Source organism: Olleya aquimaris, assembly GCF_003259525.1.
Taxonomy (GTDB): Bacteria; Bacteroidota; Bacteroidia; order Flavobacteriales; family Flavobacteriaceae; genus Olleya; species Olleya aquimaris.
The window spans coordinates 1-24,286 of record NZ_QLLO01000004.1; the positions used below are offsets into that span (position 1 = coordinate 1).

At 31.9% G+C, this 24,286-nt stretch carries 28 protein-coding genes; 17 read left to right on the forward strand and 11 right to left on the reverse strand.

Annotated elements, in window-relative coordinates; translation table 11 throughout:
* Positions 1-111: 111 nt before the first annotated feature.
* The 3 genes from LY08_RS06400 to LY08_RS06410 form a co-directional block, all read right to left on the reverse strand.
* Entirely contained in the window at positions 112-648 is a 537-nt protein-coding gene (locus LY08_RS06400; protein WP_111659626.1) for a hypothetical protein, read from the reverse strand.
* Between the two features lie 71 nt (positions 649-719).
* Positions 720-1,883, reverse strand: coding sequence for a site-specific tyrosine recombinase/integron integrase (xerA, locus tag LY08_RS06405; RefSeq protein ID WP_111659627.1), 1,164 nt, complete (start codon positions 1,881-1,883; stop codon positions 720-722).
* Between the two features lie 93 nt (positions 1,884-1,976).
* A complete protein-coding gene (locus LY08_RS06410; RefSeq protein ID WP_111659628.1) occupies positions 1,977-2,546 on the reverse strand; it encodes a cation transporter in 570 nt (189 codons plus the stop codon).
* A 98-nt stretch (positions 2,547-2,644) separates the two neighbouring features.
* Between LY08_RS06410 and LY08_RS06415 the strand changes: the two genes are divergently transcribed.
* Positions 2,645-3,541, forward strand: a complete 897-nt coding sequence (locus LY08_RS06415) for a DMT family transporter (protein ID WP_111659629.1) — start codon at positions 2,645-2,647, stop codon at positions 3,539-3,541.
* A 35-nt stretch (positions 3,542-3,576) separates the two neighbouring features.
* On the opposite strand, the gene LY08_RS06420 is transcribed toward LY08_RS06415, so the two are convergent.
* A complete protein-coding gene (locus tag LY08_RS06420; RefSeq protein WP_111659897.1) occupies positions 3,577-5,655 on the reverse strand; it encodes a M16 family metallopeptidase in 2,079 nt (692 codons plus the stop codon).
* Positions 5,656-5,674: 19 nt separating this feature from the next.
* Complete coding sequence (locus LY08_RS06425) at positions 5,675-7,009, reverse strand: M16 family metallopeptidase (RefSeq protein ID WP_111659630.1); 1,335 nt, start codon at positions 7,007-7,009, stop codon at positions 5,675-5,677.
* Positions 7,010-7,202: 193 nt separating this feature from the next.
* On the opposite strand from LY08_RS06425, the gene LY08_RS06430 reads away from it, so the two are divergent.
* From LY08_RS06430 to rpmA, 3 genes are all read left to right on the forward strand, one after another.
* Positions 7,203-7,655: a DUF4199 domain-containing protein gene (locus LY08_RS06430; protein ID WP_111659898.1), complete on the forward strand. Its 453-nt coding sequence runs from the start codon at positions 7,203-7,205 to the stop codon at positions 7,653-7,655.
* Positions 7,656-7,752: 97 nt separating this feature from the next.
* Positions 7,753-8,463, forward strand: a complete 711-nt coding sequence (gene rplU, locus LY08_RS06435) for a 50S ribosomal protein L21 (protein ID WP_111659631.1) — start codon at positions 7,753-7,755, stop codon at positions 8,461-8,463.
* Between the two features lie 42 nt (positions 8,464-8,505).
* Positions 8,506-8,766, forward strand: a complete 261-nt coding sequence (rpmA, locus tag LY08_RS06440) for a 50S ribosomal protein L27 (protein WP_110474587.1) — start codon at positions 8,506-8,508, stop codon at positions 8,764-8,766.
* A 64-nt stretch (positions 8,767-8,830) separates the two neighbouring features.
* On the opposite strand, the gene LY08_RS06445 is transcribed toward rpmA, so the two are convergent.
* A complete protein-coding gene (locus LY08_RS06445) occupies positions 8,831-9,292 on the reverse strand; it encodes a DUF1569 domain-containing protein (protein WP_111659632.1) in 462 nt (153 codons plus the stop codon).
* 124 nt (positions 9,293-9,416) lie between these two features.
* A complete protein-coding gene (gene ahcY / locus LY08_RS06450; RefSeq protein ID WP_111659633.1) occupies positions 9,417-10,733 on the reverse strand; it encodes an adenosylhomocysteinase in 1,317 nt (438 codons plus the stop codon).
* Between the two features lie 132 nt (positions 10,734-10,865).
* Between ahcY and LY08_RS06455 the strand changes: the two genes are divergently transcribed.
* From LY08_RS06455 to LY08_RS06490, 8 genes are all read left to right on the forward strand, one after another.
* Positions 10,866-11,492, forward strand: coding sequence for a 4'-phosphopantetheinyl transferase family protein (locus LY08_RS06455; RefSeq protein ID WP_111659634.1), 627 nt, complete (start codon positions 10,866-10,868; stop codon positions 11,490-11,492).
* A complete protein-coding gene (locus tag LY08_RS06460; RefSeq protein ID WP_111659635.1) occupies positions 11,492-12,214 on the forward strand; it encodes a geranylgeranylglyceryl/heptaprenylglyceryl phosphate synthase in 723 nt (240 codons plus the stop codon). The genes LY08_RS06455 and LY08_RS06460 overlap by 1 nt, the downstream gene beginning before the upstream one ends.
* A gap of 1 nt (position 12,215) precedes the next feature.
* Complete coding sequence (locus tag LY08_RS06465; RefSeq protein WP_111659636.1) at positions 12,216-12,476, forward strand: hypothetical protein; 261 nt, start codon at positions 12,216-12,218, stop codon at positions 12,474-12,476.
* Positions 12,460-13,092: a nicotinamide riboside transporter PnuC gene (gene pnuC, locus LY08_RS06470; protein ID WP_111659637.1), complete on the forward strand. Its 633-nt coding sequence runs from the start codon at positions 12,460-12,462 to the stop codon at positions 13,090-13,092. Before LY08_RS06465 ends, pnuC begins: the two co-directional genes overlap by 17 nt.
* Positions 13,053-13,628: an AAA family ATPase gene (locus LY08_RS06475; protein WP_111659638.1), complete on the forward strand. Its 576-nt coding sequence runs from the start codon at positions 13,053-13,055 to the stop codon at positions 13,626-13,628. Before pnuC ends, LY08_RS06475 begins: the two co-directional genes overlap by 40 nt.
* Positions 13,618-15,171, forward strand: coding sequence for a DUF4301 family protein (locus tag LY08_RS06480; protein WP_111659639.1), 1,554 nt, complete (start codon positions 13,618-13,620; stop codon positions 15,169-15,171). Before LY08_RS06475 ends, LY08_RS06480 begins: the two co-directional genes overlap by 11 nt.
* A 1-nt stretch (position 15,172) precedes the next feature.
* A complete protein-coding gene (gene arfB, locus LY08_RS06485) occupies positions 15,173-15,580 on the forward strand; it encodes an alternative ribosome rescue aminoacyl-tRNA hydrolase ArfB (RefSeq protein ID WP_111659640.1) in 408 nt (135 codons plus the stop codon).
* Positions 15,581-15,898: 318 nt separating this feature from the next.
* Positions 15,899-18,154, forward strand: coding sequence for a TonB-dependent receptor (locus tag LY08_RS06490; RefSeq protein ID WP_111659641.1), 2,256 nt, complete (start codon positions 15,899-15,901; stop codon positions 18,152-18,154).
* 51 nt (positions 18,155-18,205) lie between these two features.
* Here LY08_RS06490 and LY08_RS06495 read toward each other — a convergent pair whose 3' ends face one another.
* Positions 18,206-18,652, reverse strand: coding sequence for a hypothetical protein (locus LY08_RS06495; protein WP_111659642.1), 447 nt, complete (start codon positions 18,650-18,652; stop codon positions 18,206-18,208).
* A 156-nt stretch (positions 18,653-18,808) separates the two neighbouring features.
* Between LY08_RS06495 and greA the strand changes: the two genes are divergently transcribed.
* Both greA and LY08_RS06505 read left to right on the forward strand, forming a co-directional pair.
* Positions 18,809-19,282 carry a transcription elongation factor GreA gene (greA, locus tag LY08_RS06500; RefSeq protein WP_111659643.1) on the forward strand — a complete coding sequence of 158 codons (474 nt, stop codon included), beginning with the start codon at positions 18,809-18,811 and terminating at the stop codon, positions 19,280-19,282.
* A 132-nt stretch (positions 19,283-19,414) separates the two neighbouring features.
* Positions 19,415-19,804, forward strand: a complete 390-nt coding sequence (locus LY08_RS06505) for an HIT family protein (protein ID WP_111659644.1) — start codon at positions 19,415-19,417, stop codon at positions 19,802-19,804.
* On the opposite strand, the gene LY08_RS06510 is transcribed toward LY08_RS06505, so the two are convergent.
* Both LY08_RS06510 and LY08_RS06515 read right to left on the reverse strand, forming a co-directional pair.
* Positions 19,799-20,146 carry a hypothetical protein gene (locus LY08_RS06510; RefSeq protein WP_111659645.1) on the reverse strand — a complete coding sequence of 116 codons (348 nt, stop codon included), beginning with the start codon at positions 20,144-20,146 and terminating at the stop codon, positions 19,799-19,801. The two genes, LY08_RS06505 and LY08_RS06510, sit on opposite strands and share 6 nt — an antisense overlap.
* Positions 20,147-21,307 carry a sensor histidine kinase gene (locus tag LY08_RS06515; protein WP_111659646.1) on the reverse strand — a complete coding sequence of 387 codons (1,161 nt, stop codon included), beginning with the start codon at positions 21,305-21,307 and terminating at the stop codon, positions 20,147-20,149.
* A 120-nt stretch (positions 21,308-21,427) separates the two neighbouring features.
* Between LY08_RS06515 and LY08_RS06520 the strand changes: the two genes are divergently transcribed.
* The 3 genes from LY08_RS06520 to aat all read left to right on the forward strand — a co-directional run bounded on the left by LY08_RS06520 (position 21,428) and on the right by aat (position 23,669).
* Complete coding sequence (locus LY08_RS06520; protein ID WP_111659647.1) at positions 21,428-22,282, forward strand: flavin reductase family protein; 855 nt, start codon at positions 21,428-21,430, stop codon at positions 22,280-22,282.
* A 45-nt stretch (positions 22,283-22,327) separates the two neighbouring features.
* The gene (locus tag LY08_RS06525; protein WP_111659648.1) at positions 22,328-22,705 is read left to right on the forward strand and encodes a DUF3127 domain-containing protein; all 378 of its coding nucleotides are present in this window, start codon (positions 22,328-22,330) and stop codon (positions 22,703-22,705) included.
* 337 nt (positions 22,706-23,042) lie between these two features.
* Positions 23,043-23,669 carry a leucyl/phenylalanyl-tRNA--protein transferase gene (gene aat, locus LY08_RS06530; RefSeq protein ID WP_111659649.1) on the forward strand — a complete coding sequence of 209 codons (627 nt, stop codon included), beginning with the start codon at positions 23,043-23,045 and terminating at the stop codon, positions 23,667-23,669.
* Here the strand turns inward: aat and LY08_RS06535 are convergent.
* Positions 23,666-24,229: a DNA-3-methyladenine glycosylase I gene (locus LY08_RS06535; RefSeq protein ID WP_111659650.1), complete on the reverse strand. Its 564-nt coding sequence runs from the start codon at positions 24,227-24,229 to the stop codon at positions 23,666-23,668. The genes aat and LY08_RS06535 overlap by 4 nt on opposite strands.
* Positions 24,230-24,286 lie beyond the last annotated feature (57 nt).

The window sequence follows — 24,286 nt, forward strand, 5'->3', positions numbered from 1 at the left end:
AACGTGTTTGGCTATGGTTTCGTTGCGTGAAAATCCGCAAGGATTTTCTGCCGTAAACCGAAGATAGCAAATTTGCGAGGACTTTCCGAGAGGAAAGTCAGAAGCAATGAACTATAGCCGGTGTTGGGCACTGGCTTTTTTTATTTTTAATTGATATTTAATTCCGTAAATCAGTCCGATTATTCCTCCAAGATAGCTGAATGTATGCATTGTTCCTGCTGCTAAAAAACTACTTGGGTCAACTAAATCAGATGGTATATTCCAGTCAAAATGTAATTTTGAAAGTGTAATATATCCGACAAAAACTCCTAAAATTCCGAATATAAATGCAGATATTAAAATCCGAGTAGTTGCTCCGACAACACCTTTAATCATTAATCTTGAAGTTTGTTGATTAATTCCGATGAGTCCATTAATGATTCCGATTATTAGTCCGAACCACCAAGTTGATAAAATACCAACTATCGAAACTTTTAGTCTTTCGTCTCCATATCCGTTTTCCCAAAGTCCAAATTGGTCAAATTTAAAATTTGTGAAATATTCTTCTGAAATATTATAAGAAGCTTGATTGTGCAAAATTCCGTATATCGAAGCGAGAATTATTGAGATAATTATGATTAATATTAAAATTCCAATTTTTTTCGCCATTCGATTTTTCAGCTTGTGCCCAACTAGTTATATGACAACTAATATATGTTTTTTTGGGATTATTTTTCCAGTTATGACAACTTTTTTGTTGTTTTTTCAGAATTTTTTAACTTCTGTATGGCAAGATCTAAAGGGTTGCTTATTGCCATTAAATCTTTTCGTTGTACATGTGTGTAAATCATTGTGGTTTCTGGTTTTGCATGCCCTAATAAAGATTGTATGTACCTTATATCTACTCCGTTTTCTAACAAATGTGTAGCGTAACTATGTCTTAAAGTATGTGGTGTTACTACTTTATTTAAATTGGCTTTTTTGCAATTTTTAGAAATAAATTGTCTTACGCTTTGTGCGCTATATGTTCCGCCATTATTGCCTTCAAATAAATAGGTTTCTGGTTTGTAGCTTAAATAATATTCTGTAACCATTGGTATAAAATGATCTGCTATACTTACCAGTCTATCCTTTCTGCCTTTACTACTTTTTATATGTATTTGTTTTCGGTTTAAATTGATGTCTTTTAATTTTAAATTAATCAGCTCGCTTATCCTTAATCCACAAGAGTACAACAACGTTATTATAGTTTTGTGTTTTAAATTGCTAGTATTAGATATTAAGCTTAAAATTTCTGTTTGAGATAAAACATTGGGTAGTTTTCTGGATTTATTAGGTCTTGCTAATTGCAAATTATTAATATTTAGTTTTGGATAAAACACCACAAATAATTTTAAGGCACTTACAAATTGGCGTTGGGTACTTATACTGTAGTTTCTTTTTATGTATACGTCTTCTATAAATAGCTCTACCTCTTTATTTGTTATTTGATCTAAAGTAGTATTGTAATATTCTACAAAATCTGCTATCTGCTGTGTGTAAGTGTCTATAGTGCTTTGGCTGTATCTTTTTCCTTTTAAATACTTATAAAAGTTATTGAGTAAATCTTTATTGTTTTGCGATAATTGTCTTATTCTTCTTTCTGGGTATTGATGCATGGGCATGCTTTGATCAAATAAGTCTTTTGCATTGACAGTAGCTTGGTTTTTAAACACTTTAAATAGTATTTTTAAATGGTTGGGTGTGTTTTTTATATACCAACTTTTTAAGGTTTTACTCCACATAGCTCCAGGAACATCTCTTAAAATATCTATTAAAATGTCGTTGTATTTAAAACTAATTTTAATTTGATGTGCCTTTTTAAAGTACACGCGAGATAATGTTACGGTGGGTAAAGTCTGCATTTATAAAATTTTATTAAAAATAATAAATATTTTCCCACAAAAAAAAAGCTTCGATGTCTCGAAGCTTTTTTTAAAGATGTGTGTTTGTGTTGTTTAGGCTTTTTTAGCTTCTGCACAACAAGCTTTTTTACAGTCTTTTGCACATGCCATTTTTTCTGCTTCAGTTTTGCTAGCACATTTCTTTTTGCATTCTGCTGTTTTAGCAGCGCAATCTGCACAGTTTTCTTTTGTGCAATCTTCCTTACACTTCATAGTGCATTCTTTTTTTGCTGAAGAAAATGCGTCTACAGTGTGCATGTCTTTAACTTTGTAAGTGTCTGCAACACTTGTTACTGTGTTTTCTAAGGATGTAGGAGTGACTATTGCTTCATCATATTCTACCATCGCTAATTCGCGTTCAAAATCTACTGTAGCAGATTTTACACCTTCCATTTTAGCTATTTTTTTCTCGATAGTTTTAGCGCAACCCATTGCACAGGTCATACCTTCAATTTTAAATTCGGCTTTAGCCAAAGTTGCATCTGGATTTATGGTATTAGTAGTTACTTCTGAGGTGTCAGAACCCGAAGGTGCAGTTTTTACTTCTGGTTGTGCCTCGTTTTTACAGCTAAATGCAACTATAGTAACTAAAGCTAATACTAGTATGTGTTTAATTGATTTCATTTTTTATAGAATTTAATGATAAGATTATAAGTACAAATTTACTAAATATTATGCGTTATTGTTTTTAATATTCCATTTTTGTACTGTAAAACTATACTATGCAAAATAACAATACTTCAAAATGGGTGTATTTACTTGTTTTGTCCCTTATTTGGGGAACGTCTTTTATTTTAATTAAAAAGGCATTATTGGGTCTAAATGCCTATCAATTAGGTGCTTTAAGAACCATAATTACGGGTTTGTTTTTGTTTGCAGCTGGTTATACTAAGATAAAATCTATTAAAAAAGAAGCTTGGAAATGGATAGCTTTATCTGGTTTTTTAGGCTCTTTTATTCCTGCTTTTTTCTTTGCAATTGCCGAAACCCAAATAGATAGTGCTGTGGTGTCTGTTTTAAATAGTTTGGTGCCTTTAAATACCGTTTTACTTGGTGCAGCAGTGTTTAAAATAGCGAGTAATACCAGACAGGTTATTGGTGTTATTATTGGTTTTGTTGGTACGTCTATTTTAATTCTGGAAGGTGCAGACTTAAATCCAAACCAAAACTATTGGTATGCTGGTTTTGTGATTGCATCAACGTTAATGTATGCTGCTAATGTTAATATTATCAAACGCTATTTGCAAGACGTTAAACCTTTAGCTATTGCAGTTGGTAATTATGTGGTAATTTTTATTCCTGCGTTAATTGTATTGATTGTTGCAGGCTTTTTTAAGTTAGACAACTTTGACAATACCAATTTTAATACTGCTATTGGCTATGTGGTTATTCTGTCCTTTTTTGGTACTGCTTTAGCTAAAGTGTTATTTAACAAATTAGTGCAAATGTCTACTCCTGTTTTTGCCTCTTCTGTAACCTATATTATGCCTATTGTTGCTTTAATTTGGGGCGTTTTAGATGGCGAAAGCTTTAGCTGGACACAAGGATTAGGGACTTTAATTATATTATTTGGTGTGTATTTGGCTAACCGAAAAACAAAAAAAATCCGAAGCGTTTAAGCTTCGGACTTTTTAAAAATATTTGGTTTTAACTATTAGTTAAAATCTGCATCTGTAACACCTTCGTTTACTTTTACATTGTTAATATTCATAGAGATTGTTTGTGGACCTGCTACAATAGTTTGCCCATATGGAAACATAACTCCGTTTACTTCAGAATAGTTGTCGTATTTAACTGTTGAAGTTATAGATTGACCTTGTGCTTCGGTTGTTGTTTCTGTTTGAGTTAACAATCCTGTTTCTACGTTATAAAAACGGAACGATTCTTTGTCTCCAGTCATAACTTTAACTTTGTAGTTATCTGCTCCATCAATAGACACGATGCTTTCTAAAGTAACTTTAGACATATCGTATTTTGTTTCTGGAAACATACCTAAATCTGTTTGCTTTTCTGCAACTTCGGCATCAGTTAAAGGCATTCTTTGTCCTTGCTGTTCTCTGTAACCAGCAGTTCCATCCCATTTTTGCTTCATTAATGTTCCCATACCTTCAGCAGTCATTTCCATAGACTCTTTGTTTGGTGCCATTCTTTTCATTTCTACTTTTAAAGGAATTGGAACACCTTCAATAGTCACATCTCCATTCATTTGTATAGAATTTACCATTTTAATGTTTGAAGCTCCTCCAACTGCATTAATATAGTTGTCTAAAACAGATTGCGCAGTAACACCATTTGGTATTGGTTTAGAAAACTCAGGTTTTTCTACTGGATTAGCATAAGGATCAAAATACTTAATTGGTAATCCTGTTTTTTCTAATCCAGGGATTACATCACTTCCTTTACCAACAATTATAATTCTTGCATTTTCTGGTTTAAAGTATTTGTTAGCAACACGTTGTACGTCTTCTACTGTAACAGCATTAATTTTTGATAAATATGTTTTATAAAAATCTGATGGTAAGTTGTTTAACTTAATATTTAAAGCGTAACGTGCAATAGTTTGTGGGCTTTCTAAAGCTAATACAAAATCACCAACATACTTGGCTTTTGCATTGGCTAAATCTTCTGCAGAAACGGGTTCGTTTTTAATACGCTTTATTTCTTTTAAAGTTTCAACAACAGCACTATCTGTTACCATGTTTCTAACAGCAGCTCCAGCAGTAAATCTTGACGCACCATAACGTGAGGTTCCAATTCCAGAACGTGCACCATAAGTCCAACCATTAGCTTCACGAAGATTCATGTTTAAGTAACTGTTAAATCCTCCACCTAAAATTTTGTTAGCAATTAATACTGCATGATAATCTGGATCATTCATTTTTAACTTTACGTTGTTAGTTAAAGAAATGTTTGATTGTACAGCATTATCCATATTCACAAAATTAATTTGTGTGCTTGGTACATTATTATTTGGCTCGATAAGATTAGTGGTAATGTCAATTCCTTTATCCCATTTTTTGAAGTATTTTTTTACTTGTTTTTCAACAGTTTTAAAATCTACATCTCCAACAACTACTAAATAAGCATTGTTTGGGTTAAAGTATTTTTGGTAGAAAGCTCTTACATTATCTAAAGTAATGTTGTTTACTGTTTCTTCGGTAATAAACTCGCCATAAGGGTGTTTAGTTCCGTAAGATAACGCGCCTCCAACACGATCTGCAACAGCATCAACACTTTTTTTGCTGCTTTTTAAACCGTCTAAAACACGTTGTTTTTCTTTATCAAATTCTTCTTGAGTAAATAGTGGGTTTTGAGCTGCGTCTGCCATTAGCTCTAAAATTCGTTCAGAGTATTTAGATAATCCACTTGCAAAAGCACCATCCGAACTAAAATTTAATCTAGCTCCTAAAAAGTCGATTTCTTCATTAAAAGCATCTTTAGAGATGTTGGTTGTACCATTACCTAACATTGCACCTAACATAGCAGATACACCTGCTTTATCACCTTCAGCAATTGGTTGGTTGTCTATGGTTAACGAGTAAGATACTCTAGGTAGTTTGTGGTTTTCTACAACTAAGACTTTTAGTCCGTTTTTTAATTCAAATTCTCCAGGCACTTCCAATGTAATAGTTGGAGCAGGACCTGGTTCTGGTTGTTTAGAGCGATCTAATTGGGCAGTTGCCGAAATAGATATAAACAATACCGCTAATAAGGCTGTTATTTTTGTTTTCATATCTTGAAATGTCTTTTTATTAGTTATCGTCTTTTTTTGGTAAATATTCCAAAACAACACGCTGATTAGGGTTTAAATACTTTTTAGCTACCGCTTGTATATCTTCTCTTGTAGCCGATCTGTAGATATCAATTTCTGAATTGATTAACTCTGTGTTTCCGTACAACATATAGTTTCTAACTAACGAGTTAGCAATACCTTGTACACTAGAGTTTGAATTTACAAATTGGTTTTCGAATTTATTTTGAAGTTTTTGAAAATCTCTTTCAGAAATTAGTTCTGTTTGAAGTTTTACAACTTCTTCATCCATTTCTTTAAGTAAAGTTTCTAAAGAAGTATCGCCTAACGGAAGTCCATAAATAGCATATATACTATAATCTTTTTGAGGAATGTTTATTGCTCCAGCTTGTAGTGCCATTTTTTTGTCATCGACTAACTTCTTATATAATTTTGAAGATTTTCCGTCGCTTAAGTACGTAGAAATCATGTTTAATATATACGAGTCGCGTTCTGCAAACCCTGGAGTTCTGTATCCAGTAATTATAGCTGGAATCTGAATATTAGGATCAAAAAATTGTGTGTTAATAGTTTCTGTAATTGGATCTTCTTTAGGAAAATCTCTTACTGGTACCTCTCCACTTGGGATGTCTTCAAAATATAATTTTGCCAAACGTTTAGCTTCAGCTACATCAATGTCTCCAGCAATTACTAAAGCAGCATTGTTTGGTGTGTACCATTTTTTAAAATAAGCTTGAAACTCTTCTAAAGTAGAATCGTCTAAATCAGACATTTCTCCAATATTCTTGTGTTTGTAAGGGTGTTTAGAGAAAAGATTTTCGCTAACAGCAAATAAAAACTGACCGTAAGGTGAGTTGTCATAACGTAATCTTTTTTCTTCTTTAACCACTTCGTTTTGTGTGTCAACACCAACTTGATCAATTACTGGATGCAACATACGCTCGGATTCCATCCATAATCCTAATTCTAAATTATTAGAAGGAAATACTTCGTAATAATATGTTCTGTCTAAAGAGGTGTTTGCATTGTTACTTCCACCATTAGAAGACACTATTTTAAACCATTCACCACGATCTATGTTTTGAGTTCCTTCAAATAAAAGGTGCTCAAAAAAGTGAGCAAACCCTGTTCTAAGACCAGTGTCTGGACTTCCTCCTAAATCTTTTCCTCCAACGTCATACATAACGCCAACGGTTACTACTGGTGCAGAATTGTCTTGATGTAAGATAACGTGTAAGCCATTATCTAAATCAAACTCTTCGTACTTAACCTCTTGTGCTGTAGCTGTAAAACCAGCTAAAAGCAAAGCAGCTAATGAGAATAAACTTTTTTTCATGTGTTTTGATTATTTAATTTATCAGTTTAAGTATTAGTATACCATTGTAGGTTTTTGTTACAACAGATATCACAAAAATAGCAATAGAAGTAGGTTTTATAGTCTAATTTGTTAAAAATTAACATCAAATTATGTGAAATCAATTACATTTTTACGAAATTTAATAGCAGAATTAACCAAAACCATATTAATTATGAAAATCAGTTCTCTCCCAATTAGATTTGGCTTAGTAATAAGTGCTTGTTTAATAGCCTTTTTTTTAATATTATCTTTATTTAACTTACATACCAATCCTTTTTTTAGTTTATTTAATGGAGTTATAACGGGGTTTGGTATCTACGAAACCATAAAATACTACAAGTTGCAACAGGGTGAAAACTTTAGTTATACAGGTGGATTTACAGTTGGTGTTATTGCTGGGTTTATAGCAGCTATTTTATTTACTGTGTTTTTTACCTTTTATGCTACAGAAGTGAATCCAGATTTTTTAAAAGAATTATTAACGGTTTTTAAAGGCGATTACAATGTACACATAGGTTTAGTGGCTTTTGTGGTAGCCATTATGGGTTTTGCTTCAACAGTAGTTATTACATTAACGTGTATGCAATTGTTTAAAAATAGTGGATTTGCCCATCAAAATAAATAAAACGTTTGTAGATTAATTAATTAGAAGTATATTTGCATCCGTTTTCTCAGGAAAATGAGATTATTTTACATAAATTAATTAATAAAAACGTTACGCTATGTACGCAATTGTAGAGATAGCAGGGCATCAATTTAAAGTTGAAAAAGACCAAAAAGTTTTTGTTAACCGTTTAGCAACAGAAGAAGGTAAGAAAGTAGATTTCGATAACGTTCTTTTAATTGCAGATGGTGACAAAATCACAGTAGGCGCCCCAGCTATAGGCGGAGCACAAGTAAGTGCAAAAGTCTTAAAGCACCTTCAAGGTGATAAAGTTATTGTTTTCAAAAAGAAAAGAAGAAAAGGTTACCGTAAGAAAAACGGTCACAGACAAGCCTTATCTGAAATTATCATTGAAAGCATTGTAGCTTCTGGAGCTAAGCCAGCTAAAAAAGCTGAAAAAGCTGCTCCAAAAAAAGAAACTAAAAAAGCAGAACCTAAAGTAGAAGCAAAAGCTGCTGCACCAAAAGCTGAAAAAGCTGCACCTAAAGCTGCTGCTAAGAAAGCTACTGGAAAAGCAGATGACCTTAAAAAAATCGAAGGTGCAGGACCTAAAGCTGCAGAAGCCTTAGTAAATGCAGGTTACGAAACTTTTGCAAAGGTTGCTAAAGCAAAACCAGAAGAATTAAGTAAAATTCTTTCTGATGCTAGTTCTAGATTAGCACATTTAGTTACAGATACTTGGCCAAAGCAAGCTAAATTAGCTGCTGAAGGTAAGTGGGACGAATTAAAAGAATTACAAGATAGATTAGACGGTGGAATTGAAAAGTAATTTTTAATTGCATTAATATTAACAATATAAAAACTTAAGATCATGGCTCACAAAAAAGGAGTTGGTAGTTCGAAAAACGGTAGAGAATCAGAATCGAAACGTCTAGGCGTTAAGATTTTTGGTGGACAAGCTGCTGTGGCTGGAAACATTATCATAAGACAACGTGGTAACACACACCATCCAGGTGAAAACGTATACCAAGGAAAAGACCATACTTTACATGCTAAAGTTGACGGTTTAGTAAAATTTACAAAGAAAAAAGACAACAAGTCTTACGTTTCTATTGAGCCTTTTGAGGCATAGAAAATACTTTCTTTACAATTTAAAAAAAACCCTTTCAGAATTCTGAAAGGGTTTTTTGTTTTATCTATTGTAATATTTCTTTTATAATCTTTAAGTGATGCTTGGTATGTAGCGTTAAAAATTTTGGCACTCTTTTTTGGTTTATGTTTCCAAAAAATGGATGCTTAAAATAAGCGTCTTTATCTAAATTACTTAGGGTTTTAATATTAGTTTTAGCTAGTTGCATTTGTTGCAACAAGTCTTCTTTTAAAATAACTTCTGGAGGTCTCACGTATTTTGGTGCTTTAGCTTTTCCTCTTGGAAAAAAACCAAGGGTAAAAAATACTTTTCCTAACACACTAAAATTATTTTTAAACGTATTAGGCTCAGATTTTTGTAGTGACAAACAAACGCTATTGATAACCTTTAAACTATGGTCTATGTGCCATCCTACAGTTGCTTTAGATATCTTAGGGTTTAAAGCAGTATCCTTATTGATATAAGACTCAAGATTATTAATTGCGGTATCTAGTGTTTTTAAACTCATTTTTAAAATTTAGTTTTGTGAAGGTAACTAATTAAATAAGTAAAATGAAAAAACCCAAACAGTTATGTCTGGGTTTTAATTATTTAATAAGATGCTGAAACTAATTCAGCATAATGTCTATTTATTAGTATCTGTAATGCTCAGGCTTGTAAGGTCCTTCAACAGTTACGCCAATGTATTCTGCTTGGTAGTCTTTAAGTTCTGTTAACTCAACACCAATTTTTTCTAAGTGTAATTTAGCTACTTTTTCATCTAAATGCTTTGGTAACATATAGACATCATTTTCATATTTATCTGCATTTTTCCAAAGCTCGATTTGAGCTAACGTTTGGTTTGTAAACGAGTTACTCATTACAAAACTAGGGTGTCCTGTAGCACAACCTAAGTTAACTAAACGTCCTTCTGCTAAGATAATAATGTCCTTACCATTGATGTTATATTTATCAACTTGAGGTTTGATAGTATCTTTAGTGTTTCCGTAGTTTTTGTTTAACCAATCCATTTGGATTTCGTTATCAAAGTGACCAATATTACACACTATAGTTTTATCTTTCATTGCTTCAAAATGCTCTGCACGTACAATGTCTTTGTTTCCAGTAGTTGTAATAATGATATCAGAATTAGCAACAACAGTTTCTAGTTTTTTTACTTCAAAACCGTCCATTGCAGCTTGTAATGCACAAATTGGATCAATTTCTGTAACGGTTACAATACTTCCTGCACCTTTAAAAGACGCAGCTGTACCTTTACCAACATCACCATAACCACAAACAGTCACTCGTTTACCAGCTAACATAATGTCTGTTGCACGACGGATAGCATCTACTGCAGACTCTTTACAACCGTATTTGTTATCAAATTTAGACTTTGTTACCGAGTCGTTTACGTTAATTGCTGGCATTGTTAATGTGCCATTTTTAACACGCTCGTATAATCTATGTACACCTGTAGTAGTTTCTTCAGATAATCCTTTAATATCTTCAGATAATTCTGGGTATTTATCTAAAACCATATTGGTTAAATCACCACCATCATCTAAAATCATGTTTAATGGTTTACGGTCTTCACCAAAAAATAAAGTTTGCTCGATACACCAATCAAACTCTTCTTCTGTCATATCCTTCCACGCATAAACCGCAGTTCCTGCAGCAGCAATAGCAGCAGCAGCTTGATCTTGTGTAGAGAAAATATTACAAGAACTCCATGTTACCTCTGCACCTAAAGCTTGTAATGTTTCAATTAAAACCGCAGTTTGGATGGTCATGTGTAAACATCCTGCAATACGTGCTCCTTTTAAAGGTTGCTCGTTTTTATATTCTTCACGAAGACTCATTAAGCCTGGCATTTCTGCTTCAGCTAATTCAATTTCTTTTCTTCCCCAATCTGCAAGTGATAGGTCTTTTACTTTGTAAGGTACGTAAGCAATTGTTTTTGTACTCATATTTTTATTTCTTAATTTTTATAAAATGAAACACCTTTGGCAATAGCACTTAAAATGGTTAAATTCGCTTAACCAAAGTATCCAATTTGCCTTAGGCGATGCAAAGATAACTAATACATTTTACAATATTAAATGCCTCTCTATAAAACCATTACCGTAAACTCACAAACTACTGTTAAAATCTGGAAGATTGAAGAAGCTTACGACGATTTAATACAACCACTAGACTTAAAACCAGAGAGTTTAACGCGTGTTTTAGGTATGAAAAGCCAATTACACCAACGTGGGTTTTTAAGTGTACGACATCTACTTAGAAGTTTTGGATATACAGATCAGGATTTGTATTATGACACTAATGGGAAGCCACACCTAAAAGACGGTAAACATATATCTATTACACATAGTTTTACGTTTTCTGGTGTTATTATTAGTGATAAAGAAGTTGGTATTGACATAGAAATGCAGCGAGATAAAATTGCAATTATTGCTAAAAAATTTGTGGAGTATGAGTTTGAATATCTAGATACAGAAGCTAATGATTATGTTAACAAGTTGACAGTTATTTGGGGAATTAAAGAATCGTTATACAAACTATTTGCAACTCCAGGTATGCTATTTAGAGAGCATTTTTTAGTGATTCCGTTTACATTTAATGAGGACCAAACCGTTTGCTGGATTGATTATAAAGGATTAAAAAAGAGGTACACTGCCAATTATTTAGAATTTGAAGGCTTCACTTGTGCTTATGTTATAGAATAATGACTGTTTACAACGACATACTTTCCGCGAAAGCGAAACAAAAGAACTTATTGGCTATATTAATAGATCCTGATAAGTTTGATGTAAATTTAATATCGCAATTAGCCGATAATATCAATAATTCTATAATAACTCACATTTTTGTAGGTGGAAGTACAGTTGAAGTTGAAGCCACACAACGATTAGTTTCTGCATTAAAACCGTTAACTCATTTACCTATTGTTTTGTTTCCAGGAGACGTGACACAAATTTCAAAAGAGGCTAATGCTATTTTGTTTTTATCATTAATATCTGGTCGAAACCCTAAATACTTAATAGAAAAACAAATTGAAGCAGTCTCGTTATTAAAAAACACCAATTTAGAAGTCATACCGACAGGTTATATATTAATTGAAAATGGTAAAGAAACAGCTGTGCAAAAAGTAACAAATACACTGCCAATACCAACAGCACTACAACAATTAGTAGCAGATACAGCTAAAGCAGGAGAGTTGCTAGGTAAAAAATTAATTTATTTAGAAGCTGGTAGTGGTGCTTTACATCCTGTGCCAACCCACTTGATTAGTTTAGTAAAACAAGAACTAACTATTCCGTTAATTGTTGGAGGTGGTATTAGAAACAAACAACAATTAGAAGAGGCCTATCAAGCAGGAGCAGATTTAGTGGTTATCGGAACCGCTTTTGAGCATAATGACTCATTTTTTAACGATCTAAAAAAATAAGATGAATATATCCGTAGATTTAACGTTATCTCCATTGCAAGATGATTATGAACAACATGTCATTGATTTTATAAAAGCCTTAAGAGACTCAGAATTTAAAGTTTTAGAAAATCCGTTAAGTACTCAGATTTTTGGAGAATTTGACCTGTTAATGCCTTTTTTGAATCAAAAAATTAAAGATTCGTTTCAAAATCAAGACATTTGTGTCTTAACCATGAAAGTAGTAAAAACTGATAGAAGCAACTATGAGCCACATTTTTGATTTTTTTTTAGATGCATATAAAAATGCGTCGTCTACATTTATTGTTCTTGAAGCAATTGCTTTTGTATTTGGTATTTTAAGTGTCCACTATGCTAAAAAAGAAAACATTTTAGTGTATCCAACTGGTTTAGTAGCTACTGTAATAACGGTTTATTTACTATATAAAGCAAGATATTTAGGCGATATGATGATGAATTTTTATTACTCAGTTATGAGTATTTTTGGTTGGTGGAATTGGTCTAGAAAAAAGAATGATGAATTTGTCGTGCCAATATCAAGAACTACTAAAAAAGAAAAAATAATTGGTGTAGCATTGTTTTTTATAACCATGTTTGTCACCTATTTAGTTTATAATTATTACGATTACAAGCTATTACTAGCTAATTATATAGATATTTTTACATCAGGTTTGTTTTTTACAGCCATGTGGTATATGGCAACTAAAAAAATAGAGAATTGGATACTTTGGATTATTGCAGACCTTATCACTGTTCCGCTTTATGCTTATAGAGGTTTAGGGATGCTGTCTCTACAATATTTAATATTTACAATTCTTGCAATACAAGGATATTTACAATGGAAAAAGCACTTAAACAACAACCAGCAAATTGCATAAAGGTTGTGTTGTTTGGTCCAGAAAGCACTGGTAAAACAACATTGTCTCAGCAATTGGCACGCTATTATAACTCGGTTTGGGTTCCAGAATATGCTAGAGAGTATTTGCAAAATAAATGGAATAACGAGCGTAAAACTTGCGAACCTGAAGATTTATTACCAATTGCAAAAGGACAAATGGCACTAGAAAATAAGTTGGCACAAAAAACAAATACAGTTTTAATTTGCGATACCGATTTGCTAGAAACAAAGGTATATTCTGAAACTTATTATTCTGGAAACTGTGACCCTTTAATAGAAAAATACGCTTTAGAAAACACATACCATTTATACTTTTTAACGTATATTGATACACCTTGGGAAGCAGATGATTTACGCGACAAACCCGAAGAGCGAGACGCTATGTTTAAAGTATTTGAAGACACTTTAATTAAGTATAATAAACCTTATGTTTTATTAAAAGGAAATAAAAAAGAGCGTTTACAACTAGCAACAAAACATATAGATGCACTACTAGAAACTAACAATGAAGTTTAGCAAAACCGATATCGAATTTATAAAAAAGAAAGGCTTAACCCTTAAAAAAGTAGAGCAACAATTAGAGCTACTAAAAAATGGATTACCTTATATTAACCTTGAAAGAGCAGCTACAATTAATGATGGCATTGTACAATTATCCTATAAAACTGCTTCAGAATTTATAGATATTTACGAGACTAAAAAAGAGACCTTAGACATTATAAAGTTTGTTCCAGCATCTGGCGCAGCAACTAGAATGTTTAAGTTTTTATTTGACTTTTTAAAAGACTATAACCCAAATAAAGAAAGCATTAATGCCTATATTAATAAACATAAAGCTTCAGAACTGTCTCTGTTTTTTATTGGTATAGAAAAACTCCCTTTTTATGATTTGGTCATTAACTATTTAAAAGAAACTAATAGTAATTATAATCAATTAAAAAATGATGAAAAGCTAGTCGCTTTTGTAAAAGCCATATTAGATCAAAATCAGCTTGATTTTAGTTCCTTTCCTAAAGGATTGCTTCCGTTTCATAAATATAAAGATCATTTAGCAAGTGCTTTTGAAGAGCATTTGTTTGAAGCAGCTCTGTACGCAGCTACAAACAATGAGGCTACACTTCATTTTACTATTTCTGAAAAGCATAAGGATAAATTTGATGAAGAGTTTACAAGAATTCAAAACATTGTAGAGCAAAAAACAAAGACTACTTTTCATATTTCATTTTCATATCAAAAAGAAGCAACAGATACTATAGCTGTTACCACTAAGGATGAAGTTGTAAGAGAAGATAACCAACAATTGTATTTTAGACCTTCTGGTCATGGTGCTTTACTAGAAAATTTAAACGACTTTGATGCAGATATCATTTTTATAAAAAACATAGATAATGTTGTTGTCTATAAATATGAAGAAGAGGTAGCACAATCTAAAAAATTATTAGCAGGCTTATTAATTACTATTAAAGAACAAGCTTATAAATATGCTAAAGATTTAGACGAGAAAGAGCTTACAAATACTCAAATACATGATATTGCAAAGTTTTTAATAACTAAAATGAATGTGGTTATTTCTCCAGAATTTGAAAAATACTCAAAGCAATATCAGATAGATTATTTAAAAAATAAACTAGATAGACCTATACGTGTTTGTGGGATGGTACAAAATGAAGGAGAACCAGGTGGTGGACCATTTTGGGTAAAAGATGAAGGAGCTAATGTGTCGTTACAAATTGTAGAATCTGCACAAGTAGATAAAAAATCCAAAATACAGAAAAGTATTTTGAAACATGCAACCCATTTTAATCCTGTAGATATTGTTTGTAGTATTAAAAATTATAAAGGTGAAACCTACGATTTACAAAAATTTGTAGATCATCAAACCGCTTTTATAACCATGAAAACAAAGGTTAATAAAGACATTAAAGCATTAGAATTACCAGGATTATGGAATGGTAGTATGGCCAATTGGAATACTATTTTTGTTGAAGTCCCATTAGTAACTTTTAACCCTGTAAAAACAGTTAACGATTTACTTAAACCAACACATCAAGTCTCTTAATATGTTGGATAAAACTGCTTTACAAAAAGAGTTTAATCTAAAAGCTATTAGAAGTTCTGGTAGTGGAGGACAGCATGTAAACAAAGTTGCTACTAAAATTGAGTTAAGTTTTTCTGTTGCAGAATCTTTAGTGCTAACTCAGGATCAAAAACAATTAATACAAGAAAAACTATCAAGCAGGTTAACTAAAGATCAAGTCCTTATTTTGCAATGTGGAGAAACCAGAAGCCAATTAAAAAATAAAGGTATTGTCATCCAGCGTGCATTATCCATTTTAGAAGCTGCTTTAAAAGTTGAAACGCTAAGAAAGCCTACCAAAATACCTAGAGCAGTCATAAAAAAACGGTTGAAAAGCAAAAAAATGAATGCAGAACGTAAGGCCAATCGTAAAAAACCAAATATTGAATAGTATTTATCTGTTTAATATAATCGTGATATTGCAATATTACTAAATCAATCTTAAATTATTTTTTAATAGAAAAATGTAAATTCAGTATTAAAATTTAAAATTTCTACTTTACCTTTGCCACGTTCTCAAAAAAGGGGTGCCTATTATCGGCTGAGATCATACCCATTGAACCTAGAACAGGTAATGCTGTTTAGGAAATTAAAATACCATTTGGTGTAATTGTGTTATGTTAAGATTGTCTTAGCTACGCACAAATTAAATTTAATAACTAATTAAGAATAATGACCTCTTTTTATTCGATTATAAAACGTAATCGTAATGAAATCTATTTTTCTTTTTTTAACACTATTAGTGTTATCAGTCAGTGCTTCTGCACAACAAAACAATGTACAAAAAGATTCAACTAAAGTTGAACAATTAGACGAAGTCTTATTGTCTGCAACCAGAGCAAAAGACAAAACACCAGTTGCTTTTTCAACCATCACCAAAGAGGAGTTAGAATCTATTAACTTAGGTCAAGATTTACCAATTTTACTAGATCAATTACCTTCTGTAGTCACTACAAGTGATGCAGGAGCAGGAGTAGGATATACTGGTATTAGAGTTCGTGGAAGTGATGCTACAAGAGTAAACGTAACTATTAACGGAATTCCTTATAACGATGCAGAAAGCCAAGGAACATTTTGGGTAAATATGCCAGATTTTGTGAGCTCAGTAGAAGATATTCAGCTACAACGTGGTGTTGGAACTTCTACTAATGGTTCTGGAGCTTTTGGTGCTAGTTTAAACTTAAAAACTCTAAATCCTTCATCTGTTGGGTACGCAACTACCACTAATGCTTTTGGTAGTTTTGGTACAAGAAAGCACAATATTAGTATAGGATCTGGTGTTAACAATAACTTTTATGCAGAAGCAAGACTATCTAATATTCAAAGTGATGGTTATATAGACAGAGCACGTGCAGATTTAAATAGTTATTATGCAGAAGCTGGATATTTAGATAATAAAACTTCTATCAAAGCTATTGTTTTTGGTGGGAAAGAAGAAACGTATCAATCATGGTATGGTACACCAGAAGCTGTTGTAAATAATGACAGAGCAGGTATCCAAGCATTTATTGACAGAAACTATCCAAGTGATGCTGAAGCTGAAAATCTTTTAAATTCTGGCAGAACCTATAATTATTATACTTACGATAATGAAGTAGATAACTACCAGCAAACGCATTATCAATTACATGCTTCGCATCAATTTAACTCTAATTTTTCCGCAAATTTATCAGGAAATTTCACAAGAGGTAAAGGGTATTTTGAGCAGTATAAAGACGATGAAGAGCTAGGTGACTATTTCCCAAATAGTCCAAATGCTTCTGAGGAAGGTGATGTCATTAGAAGACGTTGGTTGGATAATAATTTTACAGCTATAGTGTATTCGCTTAACTACAAAAAAAATGACTTAAATCTTTATTTAGGAGGAGGTTACAACACTTATAAAGGAGATCATTTTGGAGAAATCATTTGGGACTCTTTTGAATCTTCAATTCCTATTAGAAGTAATTATTATTTTAGTTACGGAGATAAGCAAGACTTTAATACCTACGTTAAAGCAGAGTATAATATTAATGCTAATCTATTCGCTTTATTAGATTTACAATACAGAACCGTTAATTACGAGTCGGTTGGAACAAGTTCTGATTTAGTAAATATTAATGTTAAAGAAACGTATAATTTTTTCAATCCTAAATTTGGATTAACCTACAGAATTAATAATTACAACAGTATTTATGGGTCTTATGCAGTAGGAAACAGAGAGCCTAATCGTGACGATTTAACCAAAAACCCAATCCAACCAAAATCTGAACAATTACATGATTTTGAGTTTGGTTACAAACTGCGTGCTCCAAAGTATTACTTTACTGCTAATTTGTATTACATGAATTATAAAGATCAATTGGTATTGACTGGAGATTTAGACGATGTTGGTGACCCAATACGACAAAACGTTGCAGATAGTTACAGAGCTGGTATAGAGCTGCAAGCAGGCTACTCATTCTCTGATAAATTTAGATTGGATGCTAATGCGACCTTTAGTCAAAACAAAATAAAATCGTTTGATTATGTTGTCTATGATACGCAATACGATCCAAATACGTTTGATACAGTGTCTTATGAGCCAGTTGTTACCACGTTTGAGGATACAGATATTTCGTTTTCGCCAAATGTAATTTTCGGAAGTACATTGACGTATTCTCCAATAAAAAACGGAAGTATTGCTTTATTGTCTAAATATGTAGGTCAGCAATTTTTAGACAATACCTCTAGTGATAGTAAAAGTATGGACGCTTATTTTGTCAATAATTTAAACTTGTCTTACAAAATAAAACCACAATGGATTAAAGAGATAGCTTTAAACCTATTGGTAAATAATATATTTAATAATGAGTATGTGTCTAATGGATATACCTACAGTTATTTTTATAGACCAGAAAATTCTAATGATGCAGCTATAACAGAAAACTTTTATTATCCTCAAGCAACCACTAATTTTTTAATGGGAATGACGCTAAAGTTTTAATTAAAACATCCAATCTATTATGAAAAGCATCTCTTACTAAGAGGTGCTTTTTTAGTTGTTGTATACACGGATAACACTTCCGCTAACTTCTACAAAATAAGGCTTTAAGCTAAATTGTCCAGTCGTGCCATCAAAAGGTGCTCCATCTACAATATTATAACTGTTATTGTCCTCACAATTACAGGTAGCAGCAATACCCTCTACAGTTAGAGATGAACAGCCAGAAGGAGCATGATTTGGATCTGTAATTTCAAAAGCAGAATAGGTGTTATTGCCTTTACTGTAAATAACAATTCCGTTGTAGCCAAATGCATTAAGTACTACAAAATTTCCAGGGAATTGTAAGTTATTGTATTGCGGTAATGCTGTATTAATAGAATCCAAAGTATCAAAAGCAATATTTGGTATATAGTTGTTGTTATTGTCATTGTCATCATTTTTTTGACAAGACAAAATTAAAGACACACAGAAAACAATTGTAAATAAAGACCTTTTCATAACTAATTTATAATGTTTTATAGCATTGCAATTTACAATAAATACAACGTTGAATTAAATATTTTGTATATTTGTAATACAAAATCTCGTGTCGACGAGATTTTTGTGTTTAACGCTAATTTGTAATAGCGTCTTTTTTATTTAAACGAAAAAACTATGAGTAAAGTATCTTATTATACCGCAGAAGGATTAAAAAAGTTGCGTGAAGAGTTGAAGCAACTAAAAGATGTAGAGCGCGTAAAAGCATCAAAAGCAATTGCGGAAGCAAGAGATAAAGGTGATTTAAGTGAAAATGCCGAATATGATGCAGCAAAAGAAGCTCAAGGCATGTTAGAAATGCGTATCTCTAAATTAGAAGACCAATTAGCAGGAGCGCGTGTTATTGACGAGTCCCAAATGGACACGTCTAAAATATTAGTGTTATCTAAAGTAAAAATTAAAAACCAAACCAATGGTATGGAAATGGTCTATACTTTAGTGGCAGATGGTGAAGCCGATTTAGCATCTGGAAAAATTTCTGTTAATAGCCCAATTGGTAAAGGACTATTAGGTAAATCTGTTGGTGATGTTGCCGAAATCCAAGTGCCTAATGGTACCATGAAATTTGATATTATCGAAATTAGCCGATAATCTATATTTGTTCACTGTGTACAGTTCAAGTGAGCAAAAGACACAACCTAAAAAAGATTCCTCTTTATACTGAAACATTTTTCATATAAGCGGGAATCTTTTTTTATCTTTAATGTTTAAATCAATTTAGTTATGGCATCAATATTCACAAAAATAGTTAATGGAGAAATTCCTTGTTATAAAGTTGCAGAAACCAAAGATTTTTTAGCTTTTTTAGATGTTAATCCCAATGCTAAAGGACACACTTTGTGTATACCTAAAAAGGAAGTAGATAAACTGTTTGATTTAGATGAAGCCACCTATAATGGTTTAATGCAATTTTCCAGAACTGTAGCTATTGCTTTAGAAAAAACAGTCCCTTGCAAACGCATAGGTGTAAGTGTTATTGGATTAGAAGTGCCTCATGTACACGTACATTTAATTCCGTTAAACTCTATGGAAGATGCACGTTTTATAAACAAAGTGTCTTTAACTAAAGATCAGTTTGAAGACTTAGCTAAAGCAATACAGTCTAATTTATAATTTATAAATAGTAATACCAATTACAGAAGCAGTGATTGCTACAGTAGCAACTAATATAATCCAAAATAAACCTTTATATTTTTTTGAAGCTTTTTTAGGCTGAAAAGCCTTCATTTGGTAATCGTAAACACGTTCAATATCATCGGTCCATTGTGAGGGATAAATTTTAGTATTACAGACTGTACAATGCATTTCGGTATCAACGTCTTTAGTAATACTTTTATAAAAAGCAGTTTCTACAAAACGTTGTTTAAAGGTAATTTGTAAACCTGTTTTACTAAAACATTCTGGACAATGGTTGTTTAAATTAACAGACTTTATAGTAATTAGTTTTTCAGACATTTATATTGTTTTTAGGCTCATTAGCATCGTCGTACCTTTTCCAATTTCCGAGTGTAATACTCTTATTTTTCCGTTATGAAAATCTTCAACTATACGTTTTGCTAAAGATAATCCCAGTCCCCAACCACGTTTTTTAGTGGTGTAACCTGGTTGAAAAATAGAATTGTATTCTGTTTTACTAATACCTTTACCTGTATCTATTACTGTAACGTTTACTTGCTGCTCTATTTGAGTGATTTTAATTTGTAAATCACCTCTTCCTTTCATGGCATCAATAGCATTTTTCACTAAATTTTCTATGGTCCAACCATAGAGTTGTTTATTTAAATTAACATAAATAGGATGCTCTGGTACTTCAATATCAAAATTGATAAGTTTGGACGATCGCGTTTTTAAATAATCAAACGCTTCTTGTGTTTCGGCAACAATATCTGCTTTTTCAAGAGTTGGTAAAGAGCCTATTTTGCTAAATCGTTCTGTAATAGTTTGTAAACGATGGATATCTTTTTCTATTTCTTTAATATATTCTGGATTGGTGTTTTCGCTTTTTAAAATTTCTGTCCAACCAATTAAGGAAGATAAAGGTGTGCCAATTTGATGCGCAGTTTCTTTTGCCATTCCAGACCACAATTTATTTTGAGTTGCAATTTTAGAACTTCGATAAAAAAAGTAAACCACTGCTGCAAACAAAACTATAATTAGTAAAAGCGCTAAAGGATAATATTTAAGTTTGTTTAATAGTGGCGAGTTTCCATAATACAGCGTAGAATATAATTCGTCTTTATAGCGTATTTCTATTGGTGGATTTTCAGTTTTAAACTGCTCTATAAGTTTGTTTTTATGCTTTGCTAAAAATAAAGAATCAGATAAGCCATTAGTTTCAATATTGCTGTAACTACTTACCGTTTCATCTTTATAAATAACAATAATTGGTGTGGTAGTATTACTGTTTAATATTTTTATTAGTAAATCTATATCTGTATCGTCTTCTGCTTCAATAAAGTTTTCTTGTGCCTGACTCCATATTTCCATTTTAGCACGTTCTTCTGCTTTAAACTTTTGAAAAAACACATAGGTATTCCATAAGATTAAAGAAATAATAGCAAAAGAGGCAACAATTATAATCCAGCGAATAAGCTGACGATGTTTAGTAAAAAACATGATGGTTAATTTTTGTTGTTAATATAATGCAAATCTGTTAATAATATTGTGGGAGTTGGTCAGTAATTCACTTTTAGTTGCGTGTCAGATTACGTATTTTTGCTAAAACTAATAGATAGTATGTTATCATTTTCACCTCAAGAGTTTTCTACTGCAAAATTACATGGTTATTTACTTAGTGCTGTAGCACCAAGACCAATTGCGTTTGCTAGTACTGTAGATGCTAATGGCAACCCAAATTTATCACCTTTTAGTTTTTTTAATGTTTTTAGTGCTAATCCACCAATTTTAATTTTTTCGCCTGCACGTCGTGTAAGAGATAACACAACAAAGCATACGTTAGAAAATGCTGAAGCAACAAAAGAAGTAGTTATAAATGTGGTAAATCATGACATTGTACAACAAATGTCATTAAGTAGTACAGAGTATCCAGAAGGTGTTAACGAATTTGAAAAAGCTGGTTTAACCATGCTTAAGTCAGAGGTGGTAAAACCGTTTAGAGTGGCCGAAAGTCCTGTGCAAATGGAATGTAAGGTTAATGAGATTATCCATTTAGGAAAAGAAGCAGGAGCGGGAAACTTAATTATCTGTGAAGTGGTTAAAATGCATATATCTGAAGCTGTTTTAGATGAAAACAATGCTATAGACCAAAATAAACTAGATTTAGTTGCAAGAGCTGGTGGTAGCTATTATAGTCGTGCAAAATCTGGTTTTTTTGAAATCCCTAAACCTTTATCTACATTAGGAATAGGTGTTGATGCTTTGCCAAAAAGAATAAGAGAAAGCGCTGTTTTAACAGGAAACGATTTAGGGTTATTAGGAAATGTTGAAAACTTACCTGAAGAAAAAGACATTCAGGCTTTTAAAAACCAACATAATTTAAGTTCTTTATCCACAGAAGAAAAACATAAAAAAGCAAAAGACTTTTTAAGTTTTAATGATGTTGAAAGCGCATGGAAAATGTTATTATCGTAAATTAGCGATACCAAATTAGACGAATATTTAATAATTATATAGAAAATGGAAGTACAAGGAAAAGTAAAACTAGTAGGAGAAACACAAACTTTTGGTAGTAACGGATTTAGAAAAAGAGAATTAGTAATCACTACAGAAGAGCAGTATCCACAGCATATTTTAGTTGAGTTTGTTCAAGATAAGTGTGACTTATTAAACAACTATCAAGTTGGACAAGATGTAAAAGTAAATATTAATTTACGTGGTAGAGAGTGGGTTAACCCTCAAGGTGAAACAAAATATTTTAACTCTATCCAAGGATGGCGTATAGAAGCTTTACAAACTGGTGCACCACAACAAGGTATGCCTGAAGTACCACCAGCACAAGCTTTTGAACCTGCAACTAATGTAAATGAAGAAGATCACGACGATCTACCGTTTTAAGATTACATAAAAATGTATAATATAAAGCCTTAAAGTTTTAAACTTTGAGGCTTTTTTTAATCAAAAAAGTCTTGCTAGTTACACAAGACTTTAAGAATAGTGGTTTTAGTCTTTAAACTCAAACTTTAAAAAAGTAATGATGAATTGATTTGTAATTAAAAGACTAATATAAAGGTCTATAAAATTATGATAAATTCAAAGTAATGCATTGATATTTAACACTCTATAGCTAATATTTGTGTTTGTATTTTAGATGGTATTGCTATTTTAACAGTCTTACCTTATTATTTTTGAGAGTTATTTGTTATTTTTTGATTGAAAAAGAACACCTACCCAAATGAATTTTTTAAATAGTCAAAATTACTTTCCTGATGTATCTCAAGCTACAGACGATGGTTTGTTAGCTGTAGGTGGAGATTTAAGTCCAGAACGATTGTTATCTGCTTATAAAAACGGAATTTTTCCATGGTTTGATAATGATGACACGATACTTTGGTGGTCTCCAGACCCAAGATTTGTATTGTTTCCTGAAGACTTAAAGGTTTCAAAAAGTATGAAACAAGTCTTACGTAATACTGATTTTAAAATTACCATGAATCAAGATTTTGAATCTGTCATCAAAGCTTGTGCTAATGCTAAACGACCTGGTCAAGAAGATACGTGGATAACTAAAGGAATGATAGAAGCCTATACCAAATTACACCAATTAGGATACGCAAAGTCTATAGAAGTTTGGCAGGATAATAAATTAGTAGGAGGTTTTTATGGTGTAGATTTAAATAATGGTGTGTTTTGCGGAGAAAGTATGTTTACAACTGTTAGCAATGCAAGTAAAGCAGGTTTTATTAGTTTTATTCAGTATACAGATTACCAACTTATAGATTGTCAGGTGTACACCCATCATTTAGAAAGTTTAGGAGCAATTGAAATCCCTAGAGAAGAATTTTTGAAATTTTTAATTTAAACCTCGTTATACCTGAAGCAGTCAACTTCATGATCGTTAACCATTCCTGTAGCTTGCATATGTGCATAAACTACTGTGCTTCCTACAAATTTAAAACCTCGTTTTTTTAAATCTTTACTTAAAGCATCGCTAATGGCTGTGTTTGCAGGCGCATCCTTATAGTGTTTTAGTTTATTTTTAATAGGTTTTCCATCTACAAAACCCCAAATGTATTTGCTAAAGCTGCCAAATTCATTTTGAATATCCATAAATAATTTAGCGTTAGTTACGGTTGCTCTAACTTTTAATTTATTTCTGATAATTCCTTCGTTTTGAAGTAGCTCTTGAATTTTATCTTCGGTATAATTAGCAATTTTTTTGTAATCAAAATTATCAAAAGCAGCCCTAAAGTTTTCGCGTTTACGCAAAATAGTAATCCAACTTAAACCTGCTTGAAATGTTTCTAAAGTTAAAAACTCAAATAAGGTGTCATCATCATAAACCGGAACTCCCCATTCTTGATCATGATAAGCTTCGTATAAGTCGTTGCTAACACACCAACCACATTTATGTTTTGTCATTGTAAGGAATTTATATAATCTCCACTAATGTAGCAACAGTAACTTAAAAAACATAAT

Excerpts from the sequence above, each read along its gene's own strand:
- LY08_RS06400 (WP_111659626.1), bottom strand. The coding sequence starts at position 648 with ATGGCGAAAAAAATTGGAATTTTAATATTAATCATAATTATCTCAATA.
- xerA (WP_111659627.1), bottom strand. The coding sequence starts at position 1,883 with ATGCAGACTTTACCCACCGTAACATTATCTCGCGTGTACTTTAAAAAG.
- LY08_RS06410 (WP_111659628.1), bottom strand. The coding sequence starts at position 2,546 with ATGAAATCAATTAAACACATACTAGTATTAGCTTTAGTTACTATAGTT.
- LY08_RS06415 (WP_111659629.1), top strand. The coding sequence starts at position 2,645 with ATGCAAAATAACAATACTTCAAAATGGGTGTATTTACTTGTTTTGTCC.
- LY08_RS06420 (WP_111659897.1), bottom strand. The coding sequence starts at position 5,655 with ATGAAAACAAAAATAACAGCCTTATTAGCGGTATTGTTTATATCTATT.
- LY08_RS06425 (WP_111659630.1), bottom strand. The coding sequence starts at position 7,009 with ATGAAAAAAAGTTTATTCTCATTAGCTGCTTTGCTTTTAGCTGGTTTT.
- LY08_RS06430 (WP_111659898.1), top strand. The coding sequence starts at position 7,203 with ATGAAAATCAGTTCTCTCCCAATTAGATTTGGCTTAGTAATAAGTGCT.
- rplU (WP_111659631.1), top strand. The coding sequence starts at position 7,753 with ATGTACGCAATTGTAGAGATAGCAGGGCATCAATTTAAAGTTGAAAAA.
- rpmA (WP_110474587.1), top strand. The coding sequence starts at position 8,506 with ATGGCTCACAAAAAAGGAGTTGGTAGTTCGAAAAACGGTAGAGAATCA.
- LY08_RS06445 (WP_111659632.1), bottom strand. The coding sequence starts at position 9,292 with ATGAGTTTAAAAACACTAGATACCGCAATTAATAATCTTGAGTCTTAT.
- ahcY (WP_111659633.1), bottom strand. The coding sequence starts at position 10,733 with ATGAGTACAAAAACAATTGCTTACGTACCTTACAAAGTAAAAGACCTA.
- LY08_RS06455 (WP_111659634.1), top strand. The coding sequence starts at position 10,866 with ATGCCTCTCTATAAAACCATTACCGTAAACTCACAAACTACTGTTAAA.
- LY08_RS06460 (WP_111659635.1), top strand. The coding sequence starts at position 11,492 with ATGACTGTTTACAACGACATACTTTCCGCGAAAGCGAAACAAAAGAAC.
- LY08_RS06465 (WP_111659636.1), top strand. The coding sequence starts at position 12,216 with ATGAATATATCCGTAGATTTAACGTTATCTCCATTGCAAGATGATTAT.
- pnuC (WP_111659637.1), top strand. The coding sequence starts at position 12,460 with ATGAGCCACATTTTTGATTTTTTTTTAGATGCATATAAAAATGCGTCG.
- LY08_RS06475 (WP_111659638.1), top strand. The coding sequence starts at position 13,053 with ATGGAAAAAGCACTTAAACAACAACCAGCAAATTGCATAAAGGTTGTG.
- LY08_RS06480 (WP_111659639.1), top strand. The coding sequence starts at position 13,618 with ATGAAGTTTAGCAAAACCGATATCGAATTTATAAAAAAGAAAGGCTTA.
- arfB (WP_111659640.1), top strand. The coding sequence starts at position 15,173 with ATGTTGGATAAAACTGCTTTACAAAAAGAGTTTAATCTAAAAGCTATT.
- LY08_RS06490 (WP_111659641.1), top strand. The coding sequence starts at position 15,899 with ATGAAATCTATTTTTCTTTTTTTAACACTATTAGTGTTATCAGTCAGT.
- LY08_RS06495 (WP_111659642.1), bottom strand. The coding sequence starts at position 18,652 with ATGAAAAGGTCTTTATTTACAATTGTTTTCTGTGTGTCTTTAATTTTG.
- greA (WP_111659643.1), top strand. The coding sequence starts at position 18,809 with ATGAGTAAAGTATCTTATTATACCGCAGAAGGATTAAAAAAGTTGCGT.
- LY08_RS06505 (WP_111659644.1), top strand. The coding sequence starts at position 19,415 with ATGGCATCAATATTCACAAAAATAGTTAATGGAGAAATTCCTTGTTAT.
- LY08_RS06510 (WP_111659645.1), bottom strand. The coding sequence starts at position 20,146 with ATGTCTGAAAAACTAATTACTATAAAGTCTGTTAATTTAAACAACCAT.
- LY08_RS06515 (WP_111659646.1), bottom strand. The coding sequence starts at position 21,307 with ATGTTTTTTACTAAACATCGTCAGCTTATTCGCTGGATTATAATTGTT.
- LY08_RS06520 (WP_111659647.1), top strand. The coding sequence starts at position 21,428 with ATGTTATCATTTTCACCTCAAGAGTTTTCTACTGCAAAATTACATGGT.
- LY08_RS06525 (WP_111659648.1), top strand. The coding sequence starts at position 22,328 with ATGGAAGTACAAGGAAAAGTAAAACTAGTAGGAGAAACACAAACTTTT.
- aat (WP_111659649.1), top strand. The coding sequence starts at position 23,043 with ATGAATTTTTTAAATAGTCAAAATTACTTTCCTGATGTATCTCAAGCT.
- LY08_RS06535 (WP_111659650.1), bottom strand. The coding sequence starts at position 24,229 with ATGACAAAACATAAATGTGGTTGGTGTGTTAGCAACGACTTATACGAA.